Annotated in this window: 17 protein-coding genes; all 17 read left to right on the forward strand. The window is 39.9% G+C overall.

The annotated features are described in order from the left end of the window. Window positions 1-337 precede the first annotated feature (337 nt). Window positions 338-643 carry a (2Fe-2S)-binding protein gene (locus tag AC4HCY_RS04155; protein ID WP_323431078.1) on the forward strand — a complete coding sequence of 102 codons (306 nt, stop codon included), beginning with the start codon at window positions 338-340 and terminating at the stop codon, window positions 641-643. After that, on the forward strand, window positions 640-1719 hold the full coding sequence (locus AC4HCY_RS04160; protein WP_491095450.1) for an NAD(P)/FAD-dependent oxidoreductase: 1080 nt from the start codon (window positions 640-642) through the stop codon (window positions 1717-1719). Before AC4HCY_RS04155 ends, AC4HCY_RS04160 begins: the two co-directional genes overlap by 4 nt. 12 nt (window positions 1720-1731) lie before the next feature. Beyond that, window positions 1732-2496, forward strand: a complete 765-nt coding sequence (locus AC4HCY_RS04165; protein ID WP_491095451.1) for a (2Fe-2S)-binding protein — start codon at window positions 1732-1734, stop codon at window positions 2494-2496. Further along, window positions 2489-3637 carry an NAD(P)/FAD-dependent oxidoreductase gene (locus AC4HCY_RS04170; RefSeq protein ID WP_491095452.1) on the forward strand — a complete coding sequence of 383 codons (1149 nt, stop codon included), beginning with the start codon at window positions 2489-2491 and terminating at the stop codon, window positions 3635-3637. The genes AC4HCY_RS04165 and AC4HCY_RS04170 overlap by 8 nt, the downstream gene beginning before the upstream one ends. 407 nt (window positions 3638-4044) lie before the next feature. After that, entirely contained in the window at window positions 4045-5181 is a 1137-nt protein-coding gene (locus tag AC4HCY_RS04175; RefSeq protein ID WP_491095453.1) for a TRAP transporter substrate-binding protein, read from the forward strand. Window positions 5182-5266: 85 nt separating this feature from the next. Further along, window positions 5267-5752 carry a TRAP transporter small permease gene (locus AC4HCY_RS04180; RefSeq protein WP_491095454.1) on the forward strand — a complete coding sequence of 162 codons (486 nt, stop codon included), beginning with the start codon at window positions 5267-5269 and terminating at the stop codon, window positions 5750-5752. Then, window positions 5749-7041 (forward strand): TRAP transporter large permease, encoded by a 1293-nt coding sequence (locus AC4HCY_RS04185; protein WP_491095455.1) that lies wholly within the window; start codon window positions 5749-5751, stop codon window positions 7039-7041. Before AC4HCY_RS04180 ends, AC4HCY_RS04185 begins: the two co-directional genes overlap by 4 nt. Before the next feature lie 21 nt (window positions 7042-7062). Next, entirely contained in the window at window positions 7063-8040 is a 978-nt protein-coding gene (locus AC4HCY_RS04190; RefSeq protein WP_491095456.1) for a hydroxyacid dehydrogenase, read from the forward strand. A gap of 41 nt (window positions 8041-8081) precedes the next feature. After that, window positions 8082-9269: a nickel pincer cofactor-dependent isomerase, group 22 gene (locus AC4HCY_RS04195; RefSeq protein ID WP_491095457.1), complete on the forward strand. Its 1188-nt coding sequence runs from the start codon at window positions 8082-8084 to the stop codon at window positions 9267-9269. A gap of 71 nt (window positions 9270-9340) precedes the next feature. After that, window positions 9341-10225: a 4-hydroxy-tetrahydrodipicolinate synthase gene (gene dapA, locus AC4HCY_RS04200; RefSeq protein ID WP_491095458.1), complete on the forward strand. Its 885-nt coding sequence runs from the start codon at window positions 9341-9343 to the stop codon at window positions 10223-10225. A gap of 131 nt (window positions 10226-10356) precedes the next feature. Further along, complete coding sequence (locus AC4HCY_RS04205) at window positions 10357-11109, forward strand: FadR/GntR family transcriptional regulator (protein WP_491095459.1); 753 nt, start codon at window positions 10357-10359, stop codon at window positions 11107-11109. A gap of 294 nt (window positions 11110-11403) precedes the next feature. Then, window positions 11404-11790, forward strand: coding sequence for a 4Fe-4S binding protein (locus tag AC4HCY_RS04210; protein WP_491095460.1), 387 nt, complete (start codon window positions 11404-11406; stop codon window positions 11788-11790). Between the two features lie 18 nt (window positions 11791-11808). Further along, the gene (locus tag AC4HCY_RS04215; protein ID WP_491095461.1) at window positions 11809-13932 is read left to right on the forward strand and encodes an aldehyde ferredoxin oxidoreductase family protein; all 2124 of its coding nucleotides are present in this window, start codon (window positions 11809-11811) and stop codon (window positions 13930-13932) included. A 12-nt stretch (window positions 13933-13944) separates the two neighbouring features. After that, window positions 13945-14142: a sulfur carrier protein ThiS gene (gene thiS, locus AC4HCY_RS04220; protein WP_323431072.1), complete on the forward strand. Its 198-nt coding sequence runs from the start codon at window positions 13945-13947 to the stop codon at window positions 14140-14142. A gap of 127 nt (window positions 14143-14269) precedes the next feature. Continuing rightward, window positions 14270-15763, forward strand: coding sequence for a YjjI family glycine radical enzyme (locus AC4HCY_RS04225; RefSeq protein ID WP_323431071.1), 1494 nt, complete (start codon window positions 14270-14272; stop codon window positions 15761-15763). Then, on the forward strand, window positions 15756-16592 hold the full coding sequence (locus tag AC4HCY_RS04230; RefSeq protein ID WP_323431070.1) for a YjjW family glycine radical enzyme activase: 837 nt from the start codon (window positions 15756-15758) through the stop codon (window positions 16590-16592). Before AC4HCY_RS04225 ends, AC4HCY_RS04230 begins: the two co-directional genes overlap by 8 nt. A gap of 93 nt (window positions 16593-16685) precedes the next feature. Beyond that, window positions 16686-18161, forward strand: a complete 1476-nt coding sequence (locus AC4HCY_RS04235) for a methyl-accepting chemotaxis protein (protein WP_323431069.1) — start codon at window positions 16686-16688, stop codon at window positions 18159-18161. Window positions 18162-18194: the final 33 nt, after the last annotated feature.

The following is an 18194-nucleotide window of genomic DNA, read 5'->3' on the forward strand; positions in this document are numbered from 1 at the left end:
TGAGAGCGCTGCAAAGATGAGTGACGATGGATTGACACACATGTCTATAAATGGACATGTGTTTTTTGTTTTTTTATTGACAAATGAAGCACTGAATTATAGGGGCAGTATGAGACATATATGCAAAGAGTGGTTCATATAGGCGTTTTTTAACTGGCGATCATTGTTATATGATATGCAAAGATGAACAATTTAAATGTCGATATATTGACACCGGCACTCCTCTTTATATTGCAAAATATTCTGAAAATATTGCGTGACAAGGCATCCGGAAGTTGGCATAACATTTGCACTTGAATAAATAAGATATATTAACTTTCAAATAGGGGGTATTTTTATGAGGATAGGGGAACACCCGATTTTGTCTTTTAAAAGAGGAGAAAAAATAAAATTCTATTTTGACGGAAAGCAGTATGAGGGCTTTGAAGGAGATACTATAGCTTCTGCTCTTCACGCCGCCGGAGTAAAGATTTTGGGCCACAGCCACAATCATGGCAGGCCGAGAGGCTTTTACTGTGCCATAGGAAATTGCTCTTCCTGCCTGATGACGGTAGATGGAGAGCCCAATGTGAGAGTATGCATCGAGAGGCTGAGAAGCGGCATGGTGGTGGAGACTCAGAAAGGCAAGGGGGTATTGAGATGAAGACGACGGAAATCGCAATAATCGGCGGAGGACCTGCCGGCCTTTCTGCTGCAGTAAGCGCAGCAGCTTCAGGAGCCAGAGTGACTTTGATAGAGAGAGATGATCACCTGGGAGGGCAGCTCAAAAAGCAGACCCATATGTTCTTTGGTTCAAAAAAGCAATATGCCTCCACCAGGGGGATAGATATCGGGGATATTCTCCAAAATCAGTTGGCACAGTATAAAGATAGGGTTGAAGTATTGACGGATGCTACGGTCATCGGTTTTTATGAAGACGGAGTGCTTACAATAGAGCAAAATGAGAAATATATGAAGCTGAAACCTCAGAAGGTAATAGTTGCAACAGGGGCTTCAGAGAAGTTTCTTACCTTCCCCAACAATGATTTGCCCGGTATATACGGCGCAGGTGCAGTGCAGACTCTGATGAATGTTTATGGAGTAAAGCCGGGGAATAATGTGCTGATGGTAGGCGCAGGCAACATAGGGCTAATAGTAAGCTATCAGCTTATGCAGGCCGGAGTAAATGTAAGGGCGATAATAGACGCAGCTCCCAGAATCGGAGGATATCTGGTACATGCCTCCAAAATAAGGAGAATGGGCATACCCATACTTACTTCTCATACAGTTAAGTATGCTCATGGCAAAGATTCATTGGAAAAGGTGACTATATGCAAGCTGGATGATAAGTTTCAGCCAATACCCGGCACAGATCAGGATATAGAGGCTGATGTCATGTGCATATCCGTCGGGCTGTCCCCGTTGGCAGAGCTGCTTTGGCAGATAGGCTGCAAGATGGACTTCGTCCCTGAGCTTGGCGGCCATGTTCCTCTAAGAAATGAAAATATGGAAACGAGCCTTGAGGGTATATATATAGCAGGCGATGTTGCAGGCATAGAAGAGGCCAGCAGCGCTATGGTGGAAGGAAGGCTGGCAGGGCTTTGCGCTGCTTTTAGCCTGGGCTATAAAGCCGGGAACTATGAAGAACTCAGGAAGGATTGCCTGGAGCAATTGGACTCACTAAGATCCGGCCCTGTGGGAGAAAAAATATTGAAAGGCCTTGCAAAGGCTACTGCATAAGGAGGGATATAGATGTTAGAAAAGACAGGTATACCGACAAAGGAAGATATAGCCGGGGTAACTCCTTCTGCTGAAAGAAGAGGAAGGGGCCCCGTTGCTGTCATCGAGTGCTACCAGAGGATACCCTGCAATCCTTGCTATACATCCTGCAGGTTTGGAGCAATAAAGGAATTTGAAGATATAAATGACAGGCCGGAGCTGGATTTCGACAAATGTACAGGCTGCGGACAATGCATAGTAAACTGTCCCGGACTTTCTATATTTATAATAGATGAATCATATTCGGATGAGGAAGCACTGATAAAGATGCCCTATGAATTTTTACCTCTTCCTGAAGAAGGCAACTTTGTAACCGCGCTAAACAGAGAGGGTGCACCGGTTTGCAGAGCCAGAGTAGTAAAAGTTCAGAACGCAAAGCACCAGGATAGGACTCCGGTTGTAACCCTGGCAGTTCCCAAGGAATACTCTATGGAAGTAAGATTTTTCAACATAGAAGATTGTTACAGCGATAATACATATGTATGCCGCTGTGAAGAATTGACCATGGGAGAGCTGAGAGAACTTATAAGGATGGGTTATAGAACCGTGGATGAAATAAAGAGAATAAGCAGAGCCGGTATGGGCCCCTGCCAGGGAAGGACCTGCAGACAGCTCATCATGCAGGAGCTGGCTAAGGCCACTGGTCAGGAAATAAAGGATATGCCCATGACTACCTTCAGGCCCCCTGTAAAGACCATCAAGCTGGGAGCATTATTGGGAGGTGGCAAGGATGAATAAAACTGCAAATATGGTGATCATCGGAGGAGGCATATCGGGATGTTCAATCGCCTATAACCTGGCTAAAAAGGGCGTTAAGGACATAGTGGTGATAGAAAAGCAGTATCTTACCAGCGGCTCAACGGGAAGATGCGGTGCCGGCATCAGAATGCAGTGGGGAACGGAGAGGAACTGTCTGCTTTCTAAAATGGCTGTGGAATTTTTCGAAAATGCCAATGAAGAGCTGGGTGCCGACCATGACATCGAATTCAAGCAGGGAGGATATCTTATAGTCGCAGCTACTGAGAAGGAAGTGGAGCAGTTCAAAAAGAATGTGGTGCTTCAGAATAGTCTGGGCATACAGTCTGTATATCTTTCTCCAAAGGAAGCCAAGGAAATCATACCCCATATGGATGAGACCAAAATATTGGGCGCCACCTTCTGCCCCAGGGACGGGCACTTGAATCCCTTCCATACTACGGAAGCCTTTGCCCATGCGGCAAAAAGGCTGGGGGTAGAATTTATGACCTATACAACGGTAACGGGCATAACCACCGAAAATGGAAGAGTAACGGGAGTTCAGACGGACAAAGGATATATCTCCACGCCTATAGTGGTGAATGCAGCCGGCGGCTATTCCAAAATAATAGGGCAAATGGCAGGAGTAGAGGTTCCTGTATATGCCCAGCGCCATCAGATATTGGTGACAGAAGCGGTAGAACCGCTGCAAGGCCCCATGTATATGGGTTTTGCATTGAATATATATTGCCAGCAAAGTCCTCATGGCAGCTTTATAATGGGCAGAGGCGACGATAATGAGCCCACGGACTTGAGGATAACCTCAAGCTGGGAGTTCATGGAGGAAATGGCCAAAACCTGCTGCGAGCTGCTCCCGCTTTTGAGCAAGCTTAGAATAGTAAGGCAATGGGCTGGGCTTTACACTATGACCGCGGATGCCCACCCCATATACGGTGGTGTAAAAGAGCTGGAAGGCTTCTATCTGGCCTGCGGCTTCAGTGGTCATGGCTTTATGCTGGGGCCTGCTACAGGACTTTTGATGGCAGAGACTATTTTGGGAGAGCCCACCACAATACCCATTGACAATCTTGACAGGGATAGATTTGCAAGAGGCGAATTGATATTCGAGCCATCGGTGGTATAGATGTTTGAAAATTGCATGTATATGCTTTGCTGAACTGAACTTCAAATGGTGGACAGTTTAATTAGGCGGCTTCTAAGGCTGAATCCGGTACTGAACCGGATTCAGTTTTTTATCTTATAGAAAATATAATTTTATAAGCCGAAATTTACTTTTAAAATAGTCTAAAAAATATTTTTTAATATAAGCAGGAATTTTCAGAAAAATGTAGTATATTAAGATATAAGATGTATTACGTATTACGTATTATAAATAATACGTGGTTCTTACTGAAAAGAAAATCTATAAGGAGGTGCACATACACAATGAAAGTATTGGAAACATTTAGTTATCTAATGAAAACCAGCTAAAAATATATTTAGGTAAGAGCATGCACTAGGATAAAAATATAAGCATTGGAGGGGTAAAAAATGAATAAAAAAATTAAGATCTTTTTTTGTATTTTATTGATATTATCAATGTTAGTTTCTTTATCTGGATGCATACAGCCGACAGAACCGACATCAACCGCCCCAGCAACACCTGCACCTGCATCTCCTACATCGGAAGCAAAGCCTTCAGAATTGCCAAAGGATGCTGAAATAGTAATAAAATTTGCCTTTAATGATTCTATGATAGGAATACTGGAAAGCTCGTACTATTCATATATTCAGGTATTTAAGCAAATGGTTGAAAACAAATCAGGCGGAAGAATAGCAGTGCAGACATTTCCAAACAATCAATTAGGTGATTTGCCTTCAATGTTAGATCAAGCAGTTAAAGGAACTATACAAATGACAGCAGGTCAAAATACAGGATTATTTGCCACATATGCCCCTAATATACAGGCTTTGGATATCCCGTATGTATTTAGAGATACAGAGGTGGCATTAAAAGTTCTGAATGGTGAACTTGGAGCAAAATTAAGTCAAGAGCTGATTGAAAAAGCTGGAATAAGAATAATATCATATTTACCTACTTCATTTAGAAATTTTATTACCAACAAGAAGCAAATTAGGGTGGCAGCCGATGTAAAAGGCTTAAAAATAAGAACAATGGAAGTGCCTATACATATAAAGATGATGGAGTCGCTGGGGGCTAACCCCACCGTAATATCTTTTGCGGAATTATATACAGCCATGCAAACAGGGGTAGTTGATGGCCATGAACAAGCTCCTTATACAGTATTGATGAATAAGCTCGAAGAAGTAGCTGATTACTATACATTAGATGGTCATATTCTTAATTCTAATGCGGTTTCAATAAATGAAAAGTTTTTCCAATCATTATCTAAAGAGGATCAAAGAATAATATTGAGTTCAGCTAGAGCAGCGCAGCAAGCTATGTTAGGCGTAATAAAAGCAAAGGAAGTCCAAGACTTAGCCAAAATAGCAGCAGCAGGAGTAGAGATATATCAACCAACACCAGAAGAATTAGAGGGATTTAAAGAAGCAACTCAGAAGTCCGTTATTGACATGCTAAAGTTAGAAATGGATGAAGCAATTATATCTGAAATGTTAAAAGAAGTAAAAAAAGCAGAAAAAGAACTAGATTCTTTAAAATATTAGAACAGTATAAACCAAAAAGCTGTTTTCACTCTGGGAAACCTTAGGTTTTCCAGAGTGTACGAATTAATCTCAGGAGGTGCTTGTTATGAAAGTGCTGGACAAAATTAGTAAATTAGCAGCGTATATATCAGAAATATTGGCTGCTCTAATATTAGGCTCTATGGCATTAGTAGTATTTATACAAGTAGTACTTAGGTTCATATTTAATACTGGAATCTACTGGTCAGATCAATATGCTAGATTTTCAATAATATGGGCTGTTATGTTAATTGCAAATGTATTGATTAAAGAAGATGACTTAATAAAGGTCGATTTCCTTGACGCCTTATGGCCTAGAAGGTTTATAAAAATAAGAGATGCTATATATCAAGCCATTCTTTTATTTATTCTGTTGCTTTTAATGTTTAAAGGTTGGGAAAATGCAGTAGATGGTATTAAAAGTACAATACCTGGATTGAAGCTTCCATGGTTTTGGGCATATTTATCGATTCCTATAGGCGCCTCTCTAATGTTATATCAGTACACATATAGATTACTGCTTATTTTTAGTAAGGGGGAAGAGTGTAAATGATTTTAGCTATTGTAATACTTATTATGATGCTTTTATTAATTATTGGGGCGCCTGTAATCTTTGCCATAGGGACTGCTGGGTTCTCATATTTCTTCCTAAAACCTGACATGTTAGGCTCACTTTCTATATATGCACATAAATTTTTTACAGGGATGGATAGCTTTATTTTCTTAAGTATACCATTATTTATGCTTTCGGGTGAACTTATGGGCAGCAGCGGTATGATGTTACACTTGGTTAAATTTTCGCAAATGCTAGTAGGCAGATTAAGAGGTGGGTTAGCATATGTTAACGTATTGGGAAGTATGTTATTTGCCGGAATATCTGGTTCTTGCCTAGCTGATATATCAGCTCTTGGTCCTATTGAACTATCCATGATGCAAGAAGATGGTTATGAAACAGAATTTTCTGCTGCTTTAGTCGCTACTTCTGCCGTACAAGGTCCAATAATACCACCTAGTATTCCTATGGTTATTTTTTCAAGCTTAACAAACGCTTCTGTTGGAGCTTTGTTTTTAGGAGGGGCAGTACCGGGAATTTTGATAGGCTCAGCACAAATGTTAGTTATAGCATTTTTAGCGAAAAAAAGGCATTTTCCTAAACATGATGAAAAACTTACTTTTAAAGAAGTTATAAAGATTACAAAATCGGCTATCTATGCTTTGCTTATGCCAGTCATTATCCTAGGTGGAATTTTGAGCGGTATATTTACAGCGACGGAAGCTGCTGCGGTATCAGTTGTTTATGCTTTTATTATAGCTACTTTTGTATACAAGAATATGAACCTAAAGCTACTTAGACAGATTTTAATAAATACAATAAAAACGACTGCTTCGATTTACTTAATAATAGCATTTACATCAATAATTGGTTGGATTATGGCTATGGAAAGAGTACCTGATATGCTAACGGCTTTAGTTTGTAATAATAATTTTTCAGTTTATACATTATTATTTTTAGCTAATATATTCTTTCTTTTTAATGGGATGTGGATATCGGATACAGTACAATTATTACTTTTTGCACCACTATTTACGCCGTTATTTGTATCAATGGGAATCCATCCTGTACATTTTGGTGTGGTTATGGTTGTCAATGTCATGATTGGAATGCTTACTCCACCTTATGGTACAGCTTTATATCTCGCAGCTTCGATCAGCAAGTCTAAGTTGGGCGATATAGTTAGAGAATCCTTGCCTTTTACGTCTGTAAGCATATTAGTGCTGTTTATTATAACGTATTTTCCCGGCATAGTTCTTTTCTTGCCAAAGGTATTGGGACTTATATAGCTTTCTGAAAGGAGAAAAGAAATGGAGAAGAATGTATTACTTGTTAATCCTACTATACAACCTATAGGAGTAAATTTACTAAAAAAAGAATGCAAAGTATTTATGGCTCCTGATGGAGAGGAAAGGACTTTAATAGAACATATAAATAAAAACAACATAGATGCAATTATTACAAGAGTTGAAAAAGTTACTAGAAAAGTAATTGAAAGCTGTAAATCGTTAAAAGTAATAGGACAGAATGGAGTTGGACTGGATAATATAGATGTTGAGGCCGCCACGGAAAGCGGGGTTATGGTATTGAATGTACCTGACGCTAATTATATTTCTGTCGCAGAGCACACCATCATGTTCATCTTGGGTTTAAGCAGAAGTTTAATAATGGCAGATAAAAATGTAAAGAAAGGTAACTGGAAATTTAGAGAAACAAATATTCCAATGGAAGTTTCAGATAAAAATCTTCTGATATTAGGCTTAGGCAGAATTGGCAAAGATGTGGCCAAAAAAGCAAAAGCCTTGGATATGAATGTCATGGCATATGATTCCTATGTAAAAGAAGAAGACATGAATTTAATAGGAGTTAAAAAAGTAGATTTGCTTATCGATGGATTGAAAGATGCAGATTTTGTCAGCGTTCATACACCTCTGACGGAGGTGACGAGAGGGATGATATCTTATAAAGAATTTGAAGCCATGAAAACCACTGCTTATATTATAAATATGGGAAGAGGGCCTGTTATCGATGAGACGGCATTATACGATGCATTAAGCAATAATAAGATAGCGGGGGCGGGCTTAGATGTTTTTGAAAAAGAACCTCCAAATTCAACAAATCCATTATTTGAGTTTGAAAATCTAATATCAACTCCTCATTTTGGGGGAGATACGATAGAGGCTAAGAGGAGATGTGCATATATAATTGCTGATACGGTTATAAAAGCACTAAAGGGTAAAAAAACATATAATTGCTTTAACAAGAATGAATTGAAGTACAATAATTAAAACCGAATAATCAACTGGAATTGGCTTTAATAGGTGGTAATATGATAAAAATAAAGCAGATTTTTAAAAGTTCAAAGCTATTAAAAGTTCAAGAAACTATAAAGGAGCAGCTTAATTCTAAAGAAATATTCGATACGATAATTCCTGGACAAAGAATAGCAATTGGAGTTGGCAGCAGAGGAATAGATAACCTTGATATTATTGTAAAAGAGACGGTTCAATTTCTAAAGGGAAAGGGTGTGTATCCTTTTATTGTACCAGCTATGGGTAGTCATGGAAATTCCACCGCAGAAGGCCAAAAAGAAATATTGAATACATACAGGATAAATGAAATATCCATGGGAGTTCCTATTGTTTCGTCCATGGATACCGTTGAATTAGGCGTTACTGAGAGTGGCATAACTATATTTATTGATAAAGCGGCTTATGAAGCAGATATGATAGTTCCAATAAACAGGGTTAAGGCCCATACGGATTACAAAGGAGCAATAGAAAGCGGATTATGCAAGATGCTTGCAATTGGCTTGGGAAATCAGAAGGGATGCACGGCTTTGCATGAACATGGAACGATAAATTTTTCTCGTATTATTCCTGAAACCGGGAAATATATCATAGAAAACGCTAAAGTTGGATTCGGAGTAGCTATAGTTGAAGATTCCTATGACAAGACTGCAATAATAAAAGCAATTCCTGCCTCTAAAATTTATGAGGAAGAAATAGCATTATTAAAGATTTCAAAGGAAATGTTGCCTAAAATAATGATACCTCAAATTGATGTGTTAGTTGTTGAAGAATTTGGTAAAAACATAAGCGGAGCGGGGATGGATCCTAATATTACAGGAAGGACAAGCATTGGAAATGACGAAGGCTTCGAAGGCCCTGATATTAAAAGAATTGCGGTTCTGGATTTAACAGATGAAAGTCATGGAAATGCGTGTGGGATAAGTTGTGCCGATTATATAACAAGAAAACTTTTTAATAAAATAGATTTTGATGCCACTTATAAAAATAGTATAGCATGTTATAATCCCAAGTCTGCACAAATACCAATAATAGCTGAAAATGAGGAAGAAGCATTGGCAATGGCAGTAAAATCGTGTCAGCATGTAGATATGAACAGGGCAAAAATAGTAAGAATAAAGGATACATTATCATTAGATTATATCTATATTTCTGAAAGTCTAATTGACGCAATAAAGTATAATGAGAAGATTCAAATTATAGGATAAGTCAAATTTTAGAATCTATTAATTTTAAAATAGATTAATATTAATTAAGTATGACAAGGAGGAAAGAACAAATGAAATTTGAAGGTATTATGACTGCTTTAATTACACCATTACATGAGGATGACCGAGTTGATGAACAGCAGCTTAGAGAATTGGTAAGGTTGCAGATTAATAATCAAGTGAACAGCTTGCTGGTTTTGGGTGGAACCGGTGAGTATGCTGCTTTAAGTAATGATGAAAGAAAAAGAGCTATAGACATAGTAGTAAATGAAACTAACAAGAAGATCCCGGTTGCTGTAGGAATATTATCAACAGGCTTAGGCGATGCAATAGAGATTGGCCAATACGCAAAGGCTGCCGGGGCAGAAGCAATCCTAGTAGTAACGCCCTATTATGTAATACCTAATCAGCAAGGCATTATAGATTATTATAAAAAATTGGATAAAGCTGTTGATATGCCCATGTTGATATACAACATACCCTATAGAACTGGTGTCAATGCATTACCGGAAACTGTTGAAAAGTTGGTTGAAGAGATACCGAATATCATCGGCATTAAGGAATGTGAACCAAGTTTTAACCAATTTACCGATTTAATCCGACGTGTAGGAGATAAAATAACGGTACTTAGCGGTGATGAATTCTTAGCCGTAACTGAATTTATATACGGTGCAAAAGGTGCAATAATGGCAACTGCTAATCTAATTCCTGATGTCTGGGTTAAAATGTGGAATCTTGTCAATGAAGGGAAAATTGAAGAGGCCGTTAACATGAATATTGAATATTATCCATTATTCAAGGCTATATTTAAAGAGACTAATCCAGGACCATTGAAGGAAGCTTTAAAAATGGCCGGGCTTCCTGCAGGATATCTAAGCACTCCGCTAACGGCACCAAATGCCGATACATTAGAGGCATTAAAACAAGCGATGAGGGCCATGAGACTCCTTAAGTAAATAAAAGAAAAAAATAATTAAAATTATATAGATGTCTTTGATTTTCTATTAATTGTATATTACACTTATATCTAGTATACTATAATAATCTATTATATAGTATTAAGTGTTTTATATAGGGTGGTGTTAACATGGGTAACTATGAGGAATTGACAGGATCATACGAGGTTAAGGCAAGTAGAAAGAGTAACCTGGTACAAGAAGTCATGAAAAATATTTCAAGAATGATTGGAGAATTGAAGCTGAAGCCTGGGGATAGGATGCCTACTGAGGCAGAATTGTGCGATATAATGAATGTAAGTAGGGCAGTGGTAAGAGAGGCTATAGCAGGATTAACTGCTATAGGCATGGTAGAAACTAGACAGGGGCATGGCAATATTGTATTGGATTTTACTAATTCATTAGTAAAACCACATCCTTTATTTATAAATGCGGATTTGGAATCTATACTAGAAGTTATTGAAGTAAGAAGAATTTTTGAAGTAGAGGTAGCAAGAATCACGGCTACGAAGAGAAGCGAAGAGGACATGAAATTAATAGAAAAGAGTTATTTAGCTCTTATCACATGTGGCAATAATATAGAGGAAATGGCATTAGCAGATTTAAATTTTCATATGACTCTTGCTTATTGCACTAAAAATAGATTTTTGTATAGATTTTTGTCAAACATGACTGATATTTTGAAATCTACCATAATAGAATCATTTAGAGAAAACCCCGGTTCACTGGAAAAAGCTATGAGAGAGCATGAACAAGTTGTACAAGCAATTAGGAATAGAGATCCTCAAAAAGCTTTTGAGGCAATGACTACTCATTTATCGATAACTGAAGCAAGGCTTAGGGAAGAATTTGAAAAAAGGCATCTGGCATCTGAATATAAATAGAACTAAATAAATCTGTTGCGGAAGTCTAAAATATAAAGCAAATAGCGTACCATTTTTAGTACGCTATTCTCACTTTCTTTGAAAGCAAAAGTAATAATTAAGGCATTTTAATGACTTAACAGTTCCTAAAAAGATATGTAAAAATGGCATGATTTTTGCATTCTTGTTCATAAGATACACTGCAGAGATTTATCATCATGGATAATGACTAAAGAATTTCAATGAATTTATAATTGTTCAACAAATGTATTTTTTTATATAATTAAATATAAGTCCAATATTTTTGGAGGTGTAATGATGAAGGTACTGAGAAAAAAACCTGAACTATGTATAGCATGTCATGCTTGCGAGAATACATGTTCAAAGCTTTACTTCAAAGAAGAAAATCCGGAAAAAGCTTGTCTTAGAATCAACCAAATCGATTTAAAGTCTGAAATTATCACTTGCACTCAATGCGGGGGATGTGTAGACATATGTCCGGTGGAGGCTATAAAAAGAGACAAAAACGGAATAGTAAGAATAGATAAGAAGAAATGCGTAGGCTGCTTTATGTGCGTAGGCTTCTGCCTTGAGCTTGCGATGTTTATGCATGACGATTATATAGAGCCCTATAAATGTGTATCCTGCGGCCAATGTGTCAAGGCTTGCCCCACGGGTGCCATTTATCTAAGCGAAGAATAACACAGGAGGTGAAAAGGGATGATCTTAAAGGAATACAGGTATGAATTAGGGAAAATCGAAAGAGGCTATAATAACAGATCCTTATATATAAACCTGGGAGATAACAGCATAAAGGAAAAAGAAGTGACCCAGTTCATGAAGGATAAATTTGTCGGAGGCAAGGGCTTCGGACTCTGGCACCTTTGGAATGCAGTGACCCCTGAAACCAAATGGAACGATTCGGAAAATGAAATAGTCATAGCCCATGGACCTGTAGCGGGTATAACTCAATACGCCGGTGCAGGGAAGTCTTTGGTAGTGACCCTGTCTCCATTAACCGGCATGCCCATGGACAGCAACGTGGGAGGCTACTTCGGACCATATCTTAAGTTTTCCGGCTTTGATGCTATTGAGCTTCAGGGAAAAGCAGACAAGGATGTAATAATATTTATAGATGGAAACAAGGGTATAGTTCAAATAATGGAAAGCGATGTTGAAGAGAAGGACAGCCACTTGCTTTCTGAGATACTTACGGACAAATTTGCTGATAACGAAGAAGATAAGAGGAATATTTCCGTAGTATCTACAGGAAGCGCTGCGGATCATACTTTGATAGGGCTCTTAAACTTCAGCTTTTATGATGTGAGGCGAAAAGGCACAAGGCTCAAGCAGGCAGGAAGAGGCGGCATAGGCACGGTGTTCAGGGATAAGAGAATAAAAGCAGTGGTGGTTAAGTTCCAGGGAACAAAGGGAAATCTCAACAATCCTGCCGACCAAAGCAAGCTGAACAGAACAGGGATAAAGTTCCACAAAGAAATGTGCTATCTGGACGAAAAGCAAAACAACATGAGAAAAATAGGAACGGCCAATATTATAGAAGTAATGGATAAATATGACCTGCTTCCGACTCACAACTATAAATTCGGAAGCCATAAAGATACCTATAAAATAGCTTCGGATAAATTCATTGCCAGGGTGACCCAGGGAATGCCCGATGGCTGCTGGTACGGATGCAGCATGTCCTGTGCCAAGGCGGCGGATGATTTTATACCTGAGACAGGACCCTATAAAGGACAAAAGGTTATAGTAGACGGACCCGAATACGAAAACGCCGCCGGTCTTGGCTCGAATATCGGCGTATTTGACAGAGACGGAGTATTGGAGCTCAACTTCTATTGCGATACCTACGGTATTGACACAATATCCTACGGGACCCTTACAGCCTTTGTGATGGAATGTTATGAAAACGGCATTTTAAACAAAGAGAGAACCGGGGGCTTGGAGCTTTACTTCGGAAATAAGGAAGCGGCATTGGAGCTGATGCATCAAATGTCCAGGGGCGAAGGCTTCGGCAAGATTGCAGGTTTGGGCATAAGAAGGATGAAGCAGATATTTGCAGAGGAATACGGCGCAGATCCAGCTTTTCTCCAGGATATAGGCATGGAGCAGAAAGGCCTGGAATACTCAGAATATCTGAGCAAGGAATCCCTGGCTCAGCAAGGCGGATATGGCCTCACCAATAAAGGCCCTCAGCATGACGAAGCCTGGCTCATATTTATGGATATGGTAAACAACCAGATACCAACCTTTGAAGATAAGGCAGAGGCTCTTCACTACTTTCCAATGTTTAGGACCTGGTTTGGACTTAACGGTCTTTGCAAGCTCCCTTGGAATGATATTGCACCCGCCGACAATAAATATACCGATGAGCCGGCAAAGATACCGGAGCATGTGCAAAACTATGTGGATATATTCAATGGAGTTACAGGAAAGAATATCGATAAGCATGAGCTTATAGTTCAATCCGAGAGAGTTTACAATTTCCAAAGGATATTCAACATCAGAATGGGCTATGGCAAGAGAATCCATGATAAGACCCCTTATCGATCCATGGGGCCTGTTACGGAAGAAGAATATCTGTCCCGGCAGGAGAGATATGATAAGCAGCTCAAAGAAATAGTGGGCTTTGAACCGGAAGGAAAGACCACTCAGGAAAAGATGGCGGCTCTCAGGAAATACAGAGAAGATCAGTATGAGAAGCTGACAGACGCAGTTTATCAGAGAAGAGGCTGGACAATGGACGGAGTACCCACTCCCGATAAGCTGAAGGCAATCGGTATGGATCTGCCGGAACTGCTGGAAGTAGTACAAAAACATTTATAAAAGGGTGATTTTATGATAAGGGTTAATGGAAAAGAGTTTTCCTGGGAAGAGGGCATGACGGTGAGAAGGCTTTTAGAGCTAAAGAAATATGCCTATCCCAGAATCATGATAAAGATTAACGGTCAATTCGTCCGGGATGAAAATTTTGATACAACAGTCATCCATGACGGCGATGATGTACAGTGCATCCATCTCATGGCAGGAGGATGAAGAAAATAATTGTTATCTCCTAGGAATTATTGCTTTATCATATGGGGAAAATGCTTTATAATATAGGCATAGCGGCATGGAGTAAGTATAATGCCGTACAAGAGTAGTTTCAAAGGAGTTATGGATTATGGACGATATCAAAAATATAATCAAGGATACATCTTTGACCTATCAGCAGAAGGTTTTGACTCTTGCCAAAGCTGCAGAGAACAGCATAAAAGTATTAAATATCGATGAAGAAACTGAGCGTTACAGGCAGGAAGGCGTCATATGCGACTTATTTGAAGGAAATGCTCCATACAGGCCGAGGTATATTGTGCCGGATTATGAGGCTTTCTTAAAAAAAGGAAGCAAATTCTTGGGCCTGGAGCCTCCGCAAAACATTTGGGAGGCTGTAAATAGCTTGCTGATCCTATACAAAAATGTGCCTTCCATCACCTCTTTCCCTGTTTATTTAGGGAATATCGATACCCTACTGGAGAGATTCATAAAGGATGAGGATGAAGCATATCAGGCCATCAAGCTCTTCCTGCTTCATATAGACAGGACTATTACCGACTCCTTTTGTCATGCCAATATAGGTCCGGAGGATACAAGAGCAGGAAGGCTCATATTGAAAGCATCCAGAGAACTGAATGCATCCATACCCAATATCACTTTAAAATACAGCGACAAGACTTCTGACGAATTCGCACTGGATGCTATAAGCACCACCCTCTCAACAGCTAAACCAAGCTTTGCAAATCACGGCATGTTTATAGGAGAGTTTGGTGAGGACTATGCCATAGCCAGCTGCTATAACGGTTTGCCCATAGGCGGAGGCAGCTATACTTTGGTGAGGATGAATATGGCCAAGCTTGCTCCAAAGGCCAAAGATGCAGAGGATTTCATAAATAATCTCCTGACCGATGCGGTAAGCAAAATGGCTTCGTATATGGATGAAAGGATAAGGTTCCTGGTGGAAGAGAGCGGTTACTTCCAGAGCAGCTTCCTCGTAAAGGAGGGGCTCATAGCGAATGACAGGTTTACTGCCATGTTTGGGATGGTAGGGCTTGCCGAAGCTGTGAACCAGCTTTTGGGTGCCAAGGAGAAAAAGGACAGGTACGGACATTCAAAGGAAGCCAATGATCTGGGAGTAAGGATAATATCCAGGCTGGAGGAAGAAGTGAACAAGCATCATAACCCATACTGCAGGTTCTCAGGCGGCAAATTCCTTCTCCATGCCCAGGTAGGAATCGATACAGATATGAGCATAAGCCCGGGATGCCGAATACCCATAGGGGAAGAACCGGAAACATTCGATCATATAATGCATTCGTCACTTTTTCATAAATTTTTCCCATCCGGCATAGGTGATATATTCAGATTTGACAGCACCGTAAAAAACAATACCAAATATGTGCTGGATATTTTAAAGGGTGCCATGAGGGTTGGTATGAGATATATTTCCTTCTATACCTCTGACAGCGACGTGGTAAGGATCACAGGCTATCTGGTAAAGAGGTCCGATATGGAGAAGCTGGAAAGAGGGGAGCAGGTATTAAACGGCGCTGCTGTATTAGGGCTTGGTGCGGTAAAAAATCAGCATGTGCTGGAAAGAAAAGAGAGAAAAAATGGTTAAAGGCCTTGTAAATAAAATTTTGCCCTTCAGCTCCGTCGACGGTCCCGGAAACAGGACCGCCATATTTTTGCAGGGATGCAATTTCAACTGCTTGTATTGCCACAACCCGGAAACAATAAATGTTTGCAGCAATTGCGGAGCATGCATCGATGATTGCCCGGCCAAGTGCCTTGCAATGAAAAACGGCGCAATTTATTGGGACGAAGCAGCCTGCAAGGAGTGCGACAGCTGTCTGCGGGCCTGCAATAATTGCAGCTCGCCAAAGGCAAAGATTATGAGCGTTAAAGAAGTGCTGGAGGCTATATCGGCTTTCAAGCCTTTTATATCAGGCATAACGATATCCGGGGGGGAATGTATGCTCCAGGCGGATTTTGTAATAGAGCTTTGTGAAGAGGTCAAAAAACTGGGGCTCACATCCTTCATAGACAGCAACGGATCTGTACCCTTTTATGAAAATGATAGGCTGATAAAAGCCATAGATATGGTGATGCTGGATGTAAAATCCTATGACAAGGAAGAGCACAAAATGCTCACGGGCCAGGAAAATGAGATTGTGTTTAAAAATATGGGGTATCTTGCATCAATAGACAAGCTTTATGAGATAAGGACCGTGGTAGTGCCTGACATTCTGGACAATGAAAGAAATGTGGATCTCATAAGCAAAATGCTGGCGGCCGTCAATCCTCATATAAGATATAAGCTTATAAAATATAGGCCTGTAGGAGTCCGCACCTACATGATAAAAAGCAGCGTTCCAACAGATGAGTTCATGGGAAAATTGAGCAGCATTGCAAAGCATAACGGCTGCAAAGAGGTAGTGACAGTATGATTTTTGGATTATTATTCCTTGAGCAAAGGATAGCAATATGCTATTCTTTTTATGTACAAGCTTATACAGCAATATAAAACAGGGGGGCATACTATGTTCAACAAAAAATATAAAAGACCTTGCGATGAAGCGATATGTATACTGGGATATGTGGAAAATAGAATGGAAGGAAAGCAGGAAGAGAAGCCCTGTGCTGAATATCATGTACACGGCAGAATGCTGGACTCCTTTGAAAAGCTGTTCAACAATGAAAAGCAAATGGGCCAAGCAGCTAAAGAGATATTATCCATTGCAGCCTCGCTGAGCAATTTCGATGTCAATATGTCCCATATATCATATGGCTTAATGGATTTTGCCAATGAGATGGCCTTGCTCAGTGAATCAAATCTGGCTATCGTGGAGCAAACCACAGCCAGCATGAGCGAGGTGAATGAGACAGTAAGTGATACTTCAAATACATTGGAAAATCTGGCTGAAGCATCCCAGACCCTGATGTCCAGAAACAATTCGTCGCTGTCACAGATATCTGAAATAAATTCTCTCAAGGATAATGTGATGGATGACGCAAATATTATGAATGAGCAGATACATCAGCTTGTTGAAATGGCCAATAATGTGAATTACATAGTAAACAGCGTAAAAGCCATAGCGGATCAGACCAATCTATTGGCCTTGAACGCTTCCATCGAAGCGGCAAGGGCCGGAGAGCACGGGAGAGGCTTCGCCGTGGTAGCCCAGGAGATAAGGAAGCTGGCTGATGATACCAAAAAAAGCTTAGAAGGCATGAATTCATTTGTTATGAATATACACCAGGCTGCCCAGGACGGGAAAAAGAGCATGGACAATACTTTAAAGTCTACTGTTGAAATGAGCAAGAAGCTTGATGAAGTAACGGAGACAATAGGCAAGAATGTTGATATGCTGAAAACGACCATTGACAATGTTATGGAGATCAATAAATCCATGGATGGGATAAAAGTTGCAACCAATGAGATAAATCAAGCTATGGAGGCTTCAAGCGCAGATGCGGAAAGGTTAAGCGGCATGACAAAGTCCATAGCAGATGATGCAGCCAGCAGTGCAGAATTTGCAAAGCAGATTTCACAGATAGACGATTCCCTGTCCGATGTTGTCAAGAACATGATAAATGCATTGCAAGGGAGTATAAATGCCATAAACAACGAAGAGCTTATCAAGAACATCAACCAGGCAAGGGATGCCCATAAAAACTGGATGAAGGTGCTGAGGCAGGTTATAGACGAGATGAAGGTCTATCCGCTGCAGGTCAACGGATCGAAATGCGCCTTCGGACATTTTTACCACTCAATAAAAGTCAACCATCCTGAAATAAAGAAGGATTGGGAATCCATTGACAGTGTTCATTCCGACCTGCATGCCTTCGGGCATAAGGTCATCGAAGCAGTGAAAGAAGGAGACATCACAAAGGCAAACCAATATTTTGCAGAGGCTGAAGAGCTTTCGAAGAATGTGCTGAATAAGCTTGAAAAGGTGCTGGGACTGATAGAAGGTCTTGATAAAAAGGGAGTACATATATTAAAGGAAAGCTAAGAAACCGGGATAGCTGATTTCGAGGATCAGTTA

Source organism: Lutispora sp. QWL-02 (assembly GCF_058315355.1).

What these genes read in the sequence shown, in the direction of transcription:
- AC4HCY_RS04165 (WP_491095451.1), top strand. Translation starts at nt 1,732, where the DNA reads ATGTTAGAAAAGACAGGTATACCGACAAAGGAAGATATAGCCGGGGTA.
- AC4HCY_RS04210 (WP_491095460.1), top strand. Translation starts at nt 11,404, where the DNA reads ATGATGAAGGTACTGAGAAAAAAACCTGAACTATGTATAGCATGTCAT.
- thiS (WP_323431072.1), top strand. Translation starts at nt 13,945, where the DNA reads ATGATAAGGGTTAATGGAAAAGAGTTTTCCTGGGAAGAGGGCATGACG.
- dapA (WP_491095458.1), top strand. Translation starts at nt 9,341, where the DNA reads ATGAAATTTGAAGGTATTATGACTGCTTTAATTACACCATTACATGAG.
- AC4HCY_RS04235 (WP_323431069.1), top strand. Translation starts at nt 16,686, where the DNA reads ATGTTCAACAAAAAATATAAAAGACCTTGCGATGAAGCGATATGTATA.
- AC4HCY_RS04155 (WP_323431078.1), top strand. Translation starts at nt 338, where the DNA reads ATGAGGATAGGGGAACACCCGATTTTGTCTTTTAAAAGAGGAGAAAAA.
- AC4HCY_RS04170 (WP_491095452.1), top strand. Translation starts at nt 2,489, where the DNA reads ATGAATAAAACTGCAAATATGGTGATCATCGGAGGAGGCATATCGGGA.
- AC4HCY_RS04225 (WP_323431071.1), top strand. Translation starts at nt 14,270, where the DNA reads ATGGACGATATCAAAAATATAATCAAGGATACATCTTTGACCTATCAG.
- AC4HCY_RS04230 (WP_323431070.1), top strand. Translation starts at nt 15,756, where the DNA reads ATGGTTAAAGGCCTTGTAAATAAAATTTTGCCCTTCAGCTCCGTCGAC.
- AC4HCY_RS04205 (WP_491095459.1), top strand. Translation starts at nt 10,357, where the DNA reads ATGGGTAACTATGAGGAATTGACAGGATCATACGAGGTTAAGGCAAGT.
- AC4HCY_RS04215 (WP_491095461.1), top strand. Translation starts at nt 11,809, where the DNA reads ATGATCTTAAAGGAATACAGGTATGAATTAGGGAAAATCGAAAGAGGC.
- AC4HCY_RS04185 (WP_491095455.1), top strand. Translation starts at nt 5,749, where the DNA reads ATGATTTTAGCTATTGTAATACTTATTATGATGCTTTTATTAATTATT.
- AC4HCY_RS04175 (WP_491095453.1), top strand. Translation starts at nt 4,045, where the DNA reads ATGAATAAAAAAATTAAGATCTTTTTTTGTATTTTATTGATATTATCA.
- AC4HCY_RS04190 (WP_491095456.1), top strand. Translation starts at nt 7,063, where the DNA reads ATGGAGAAGAATGTATTACTTGTTAATCCTACTATACAACCTATAGGA.
- AC4HCY_RS04180 (WP_491095454.1), top strand. Translation starts at nt 5,267, where the DNA reads ATGAAAGTGCTGGACAAAATTAGTAAATTAGCAGCGTATATATCAGAA.
- AC4HCY_RS04195 (WP_491095457.1), top strand. Translation starts at nt 8,082, where the DNA reads ATGATAAAAATAAAGCAGATTTTTAAAAGTTCAAAGCTATTAAAAGTT.
- AC4HCY_RS04160 (WP_491095450.1), top strand. Translation starts at nt 640, where the DNA reads ATGAAGACGACGGAAATCGCAATAATCGGCGGAGGACCTGCCGGCCTT.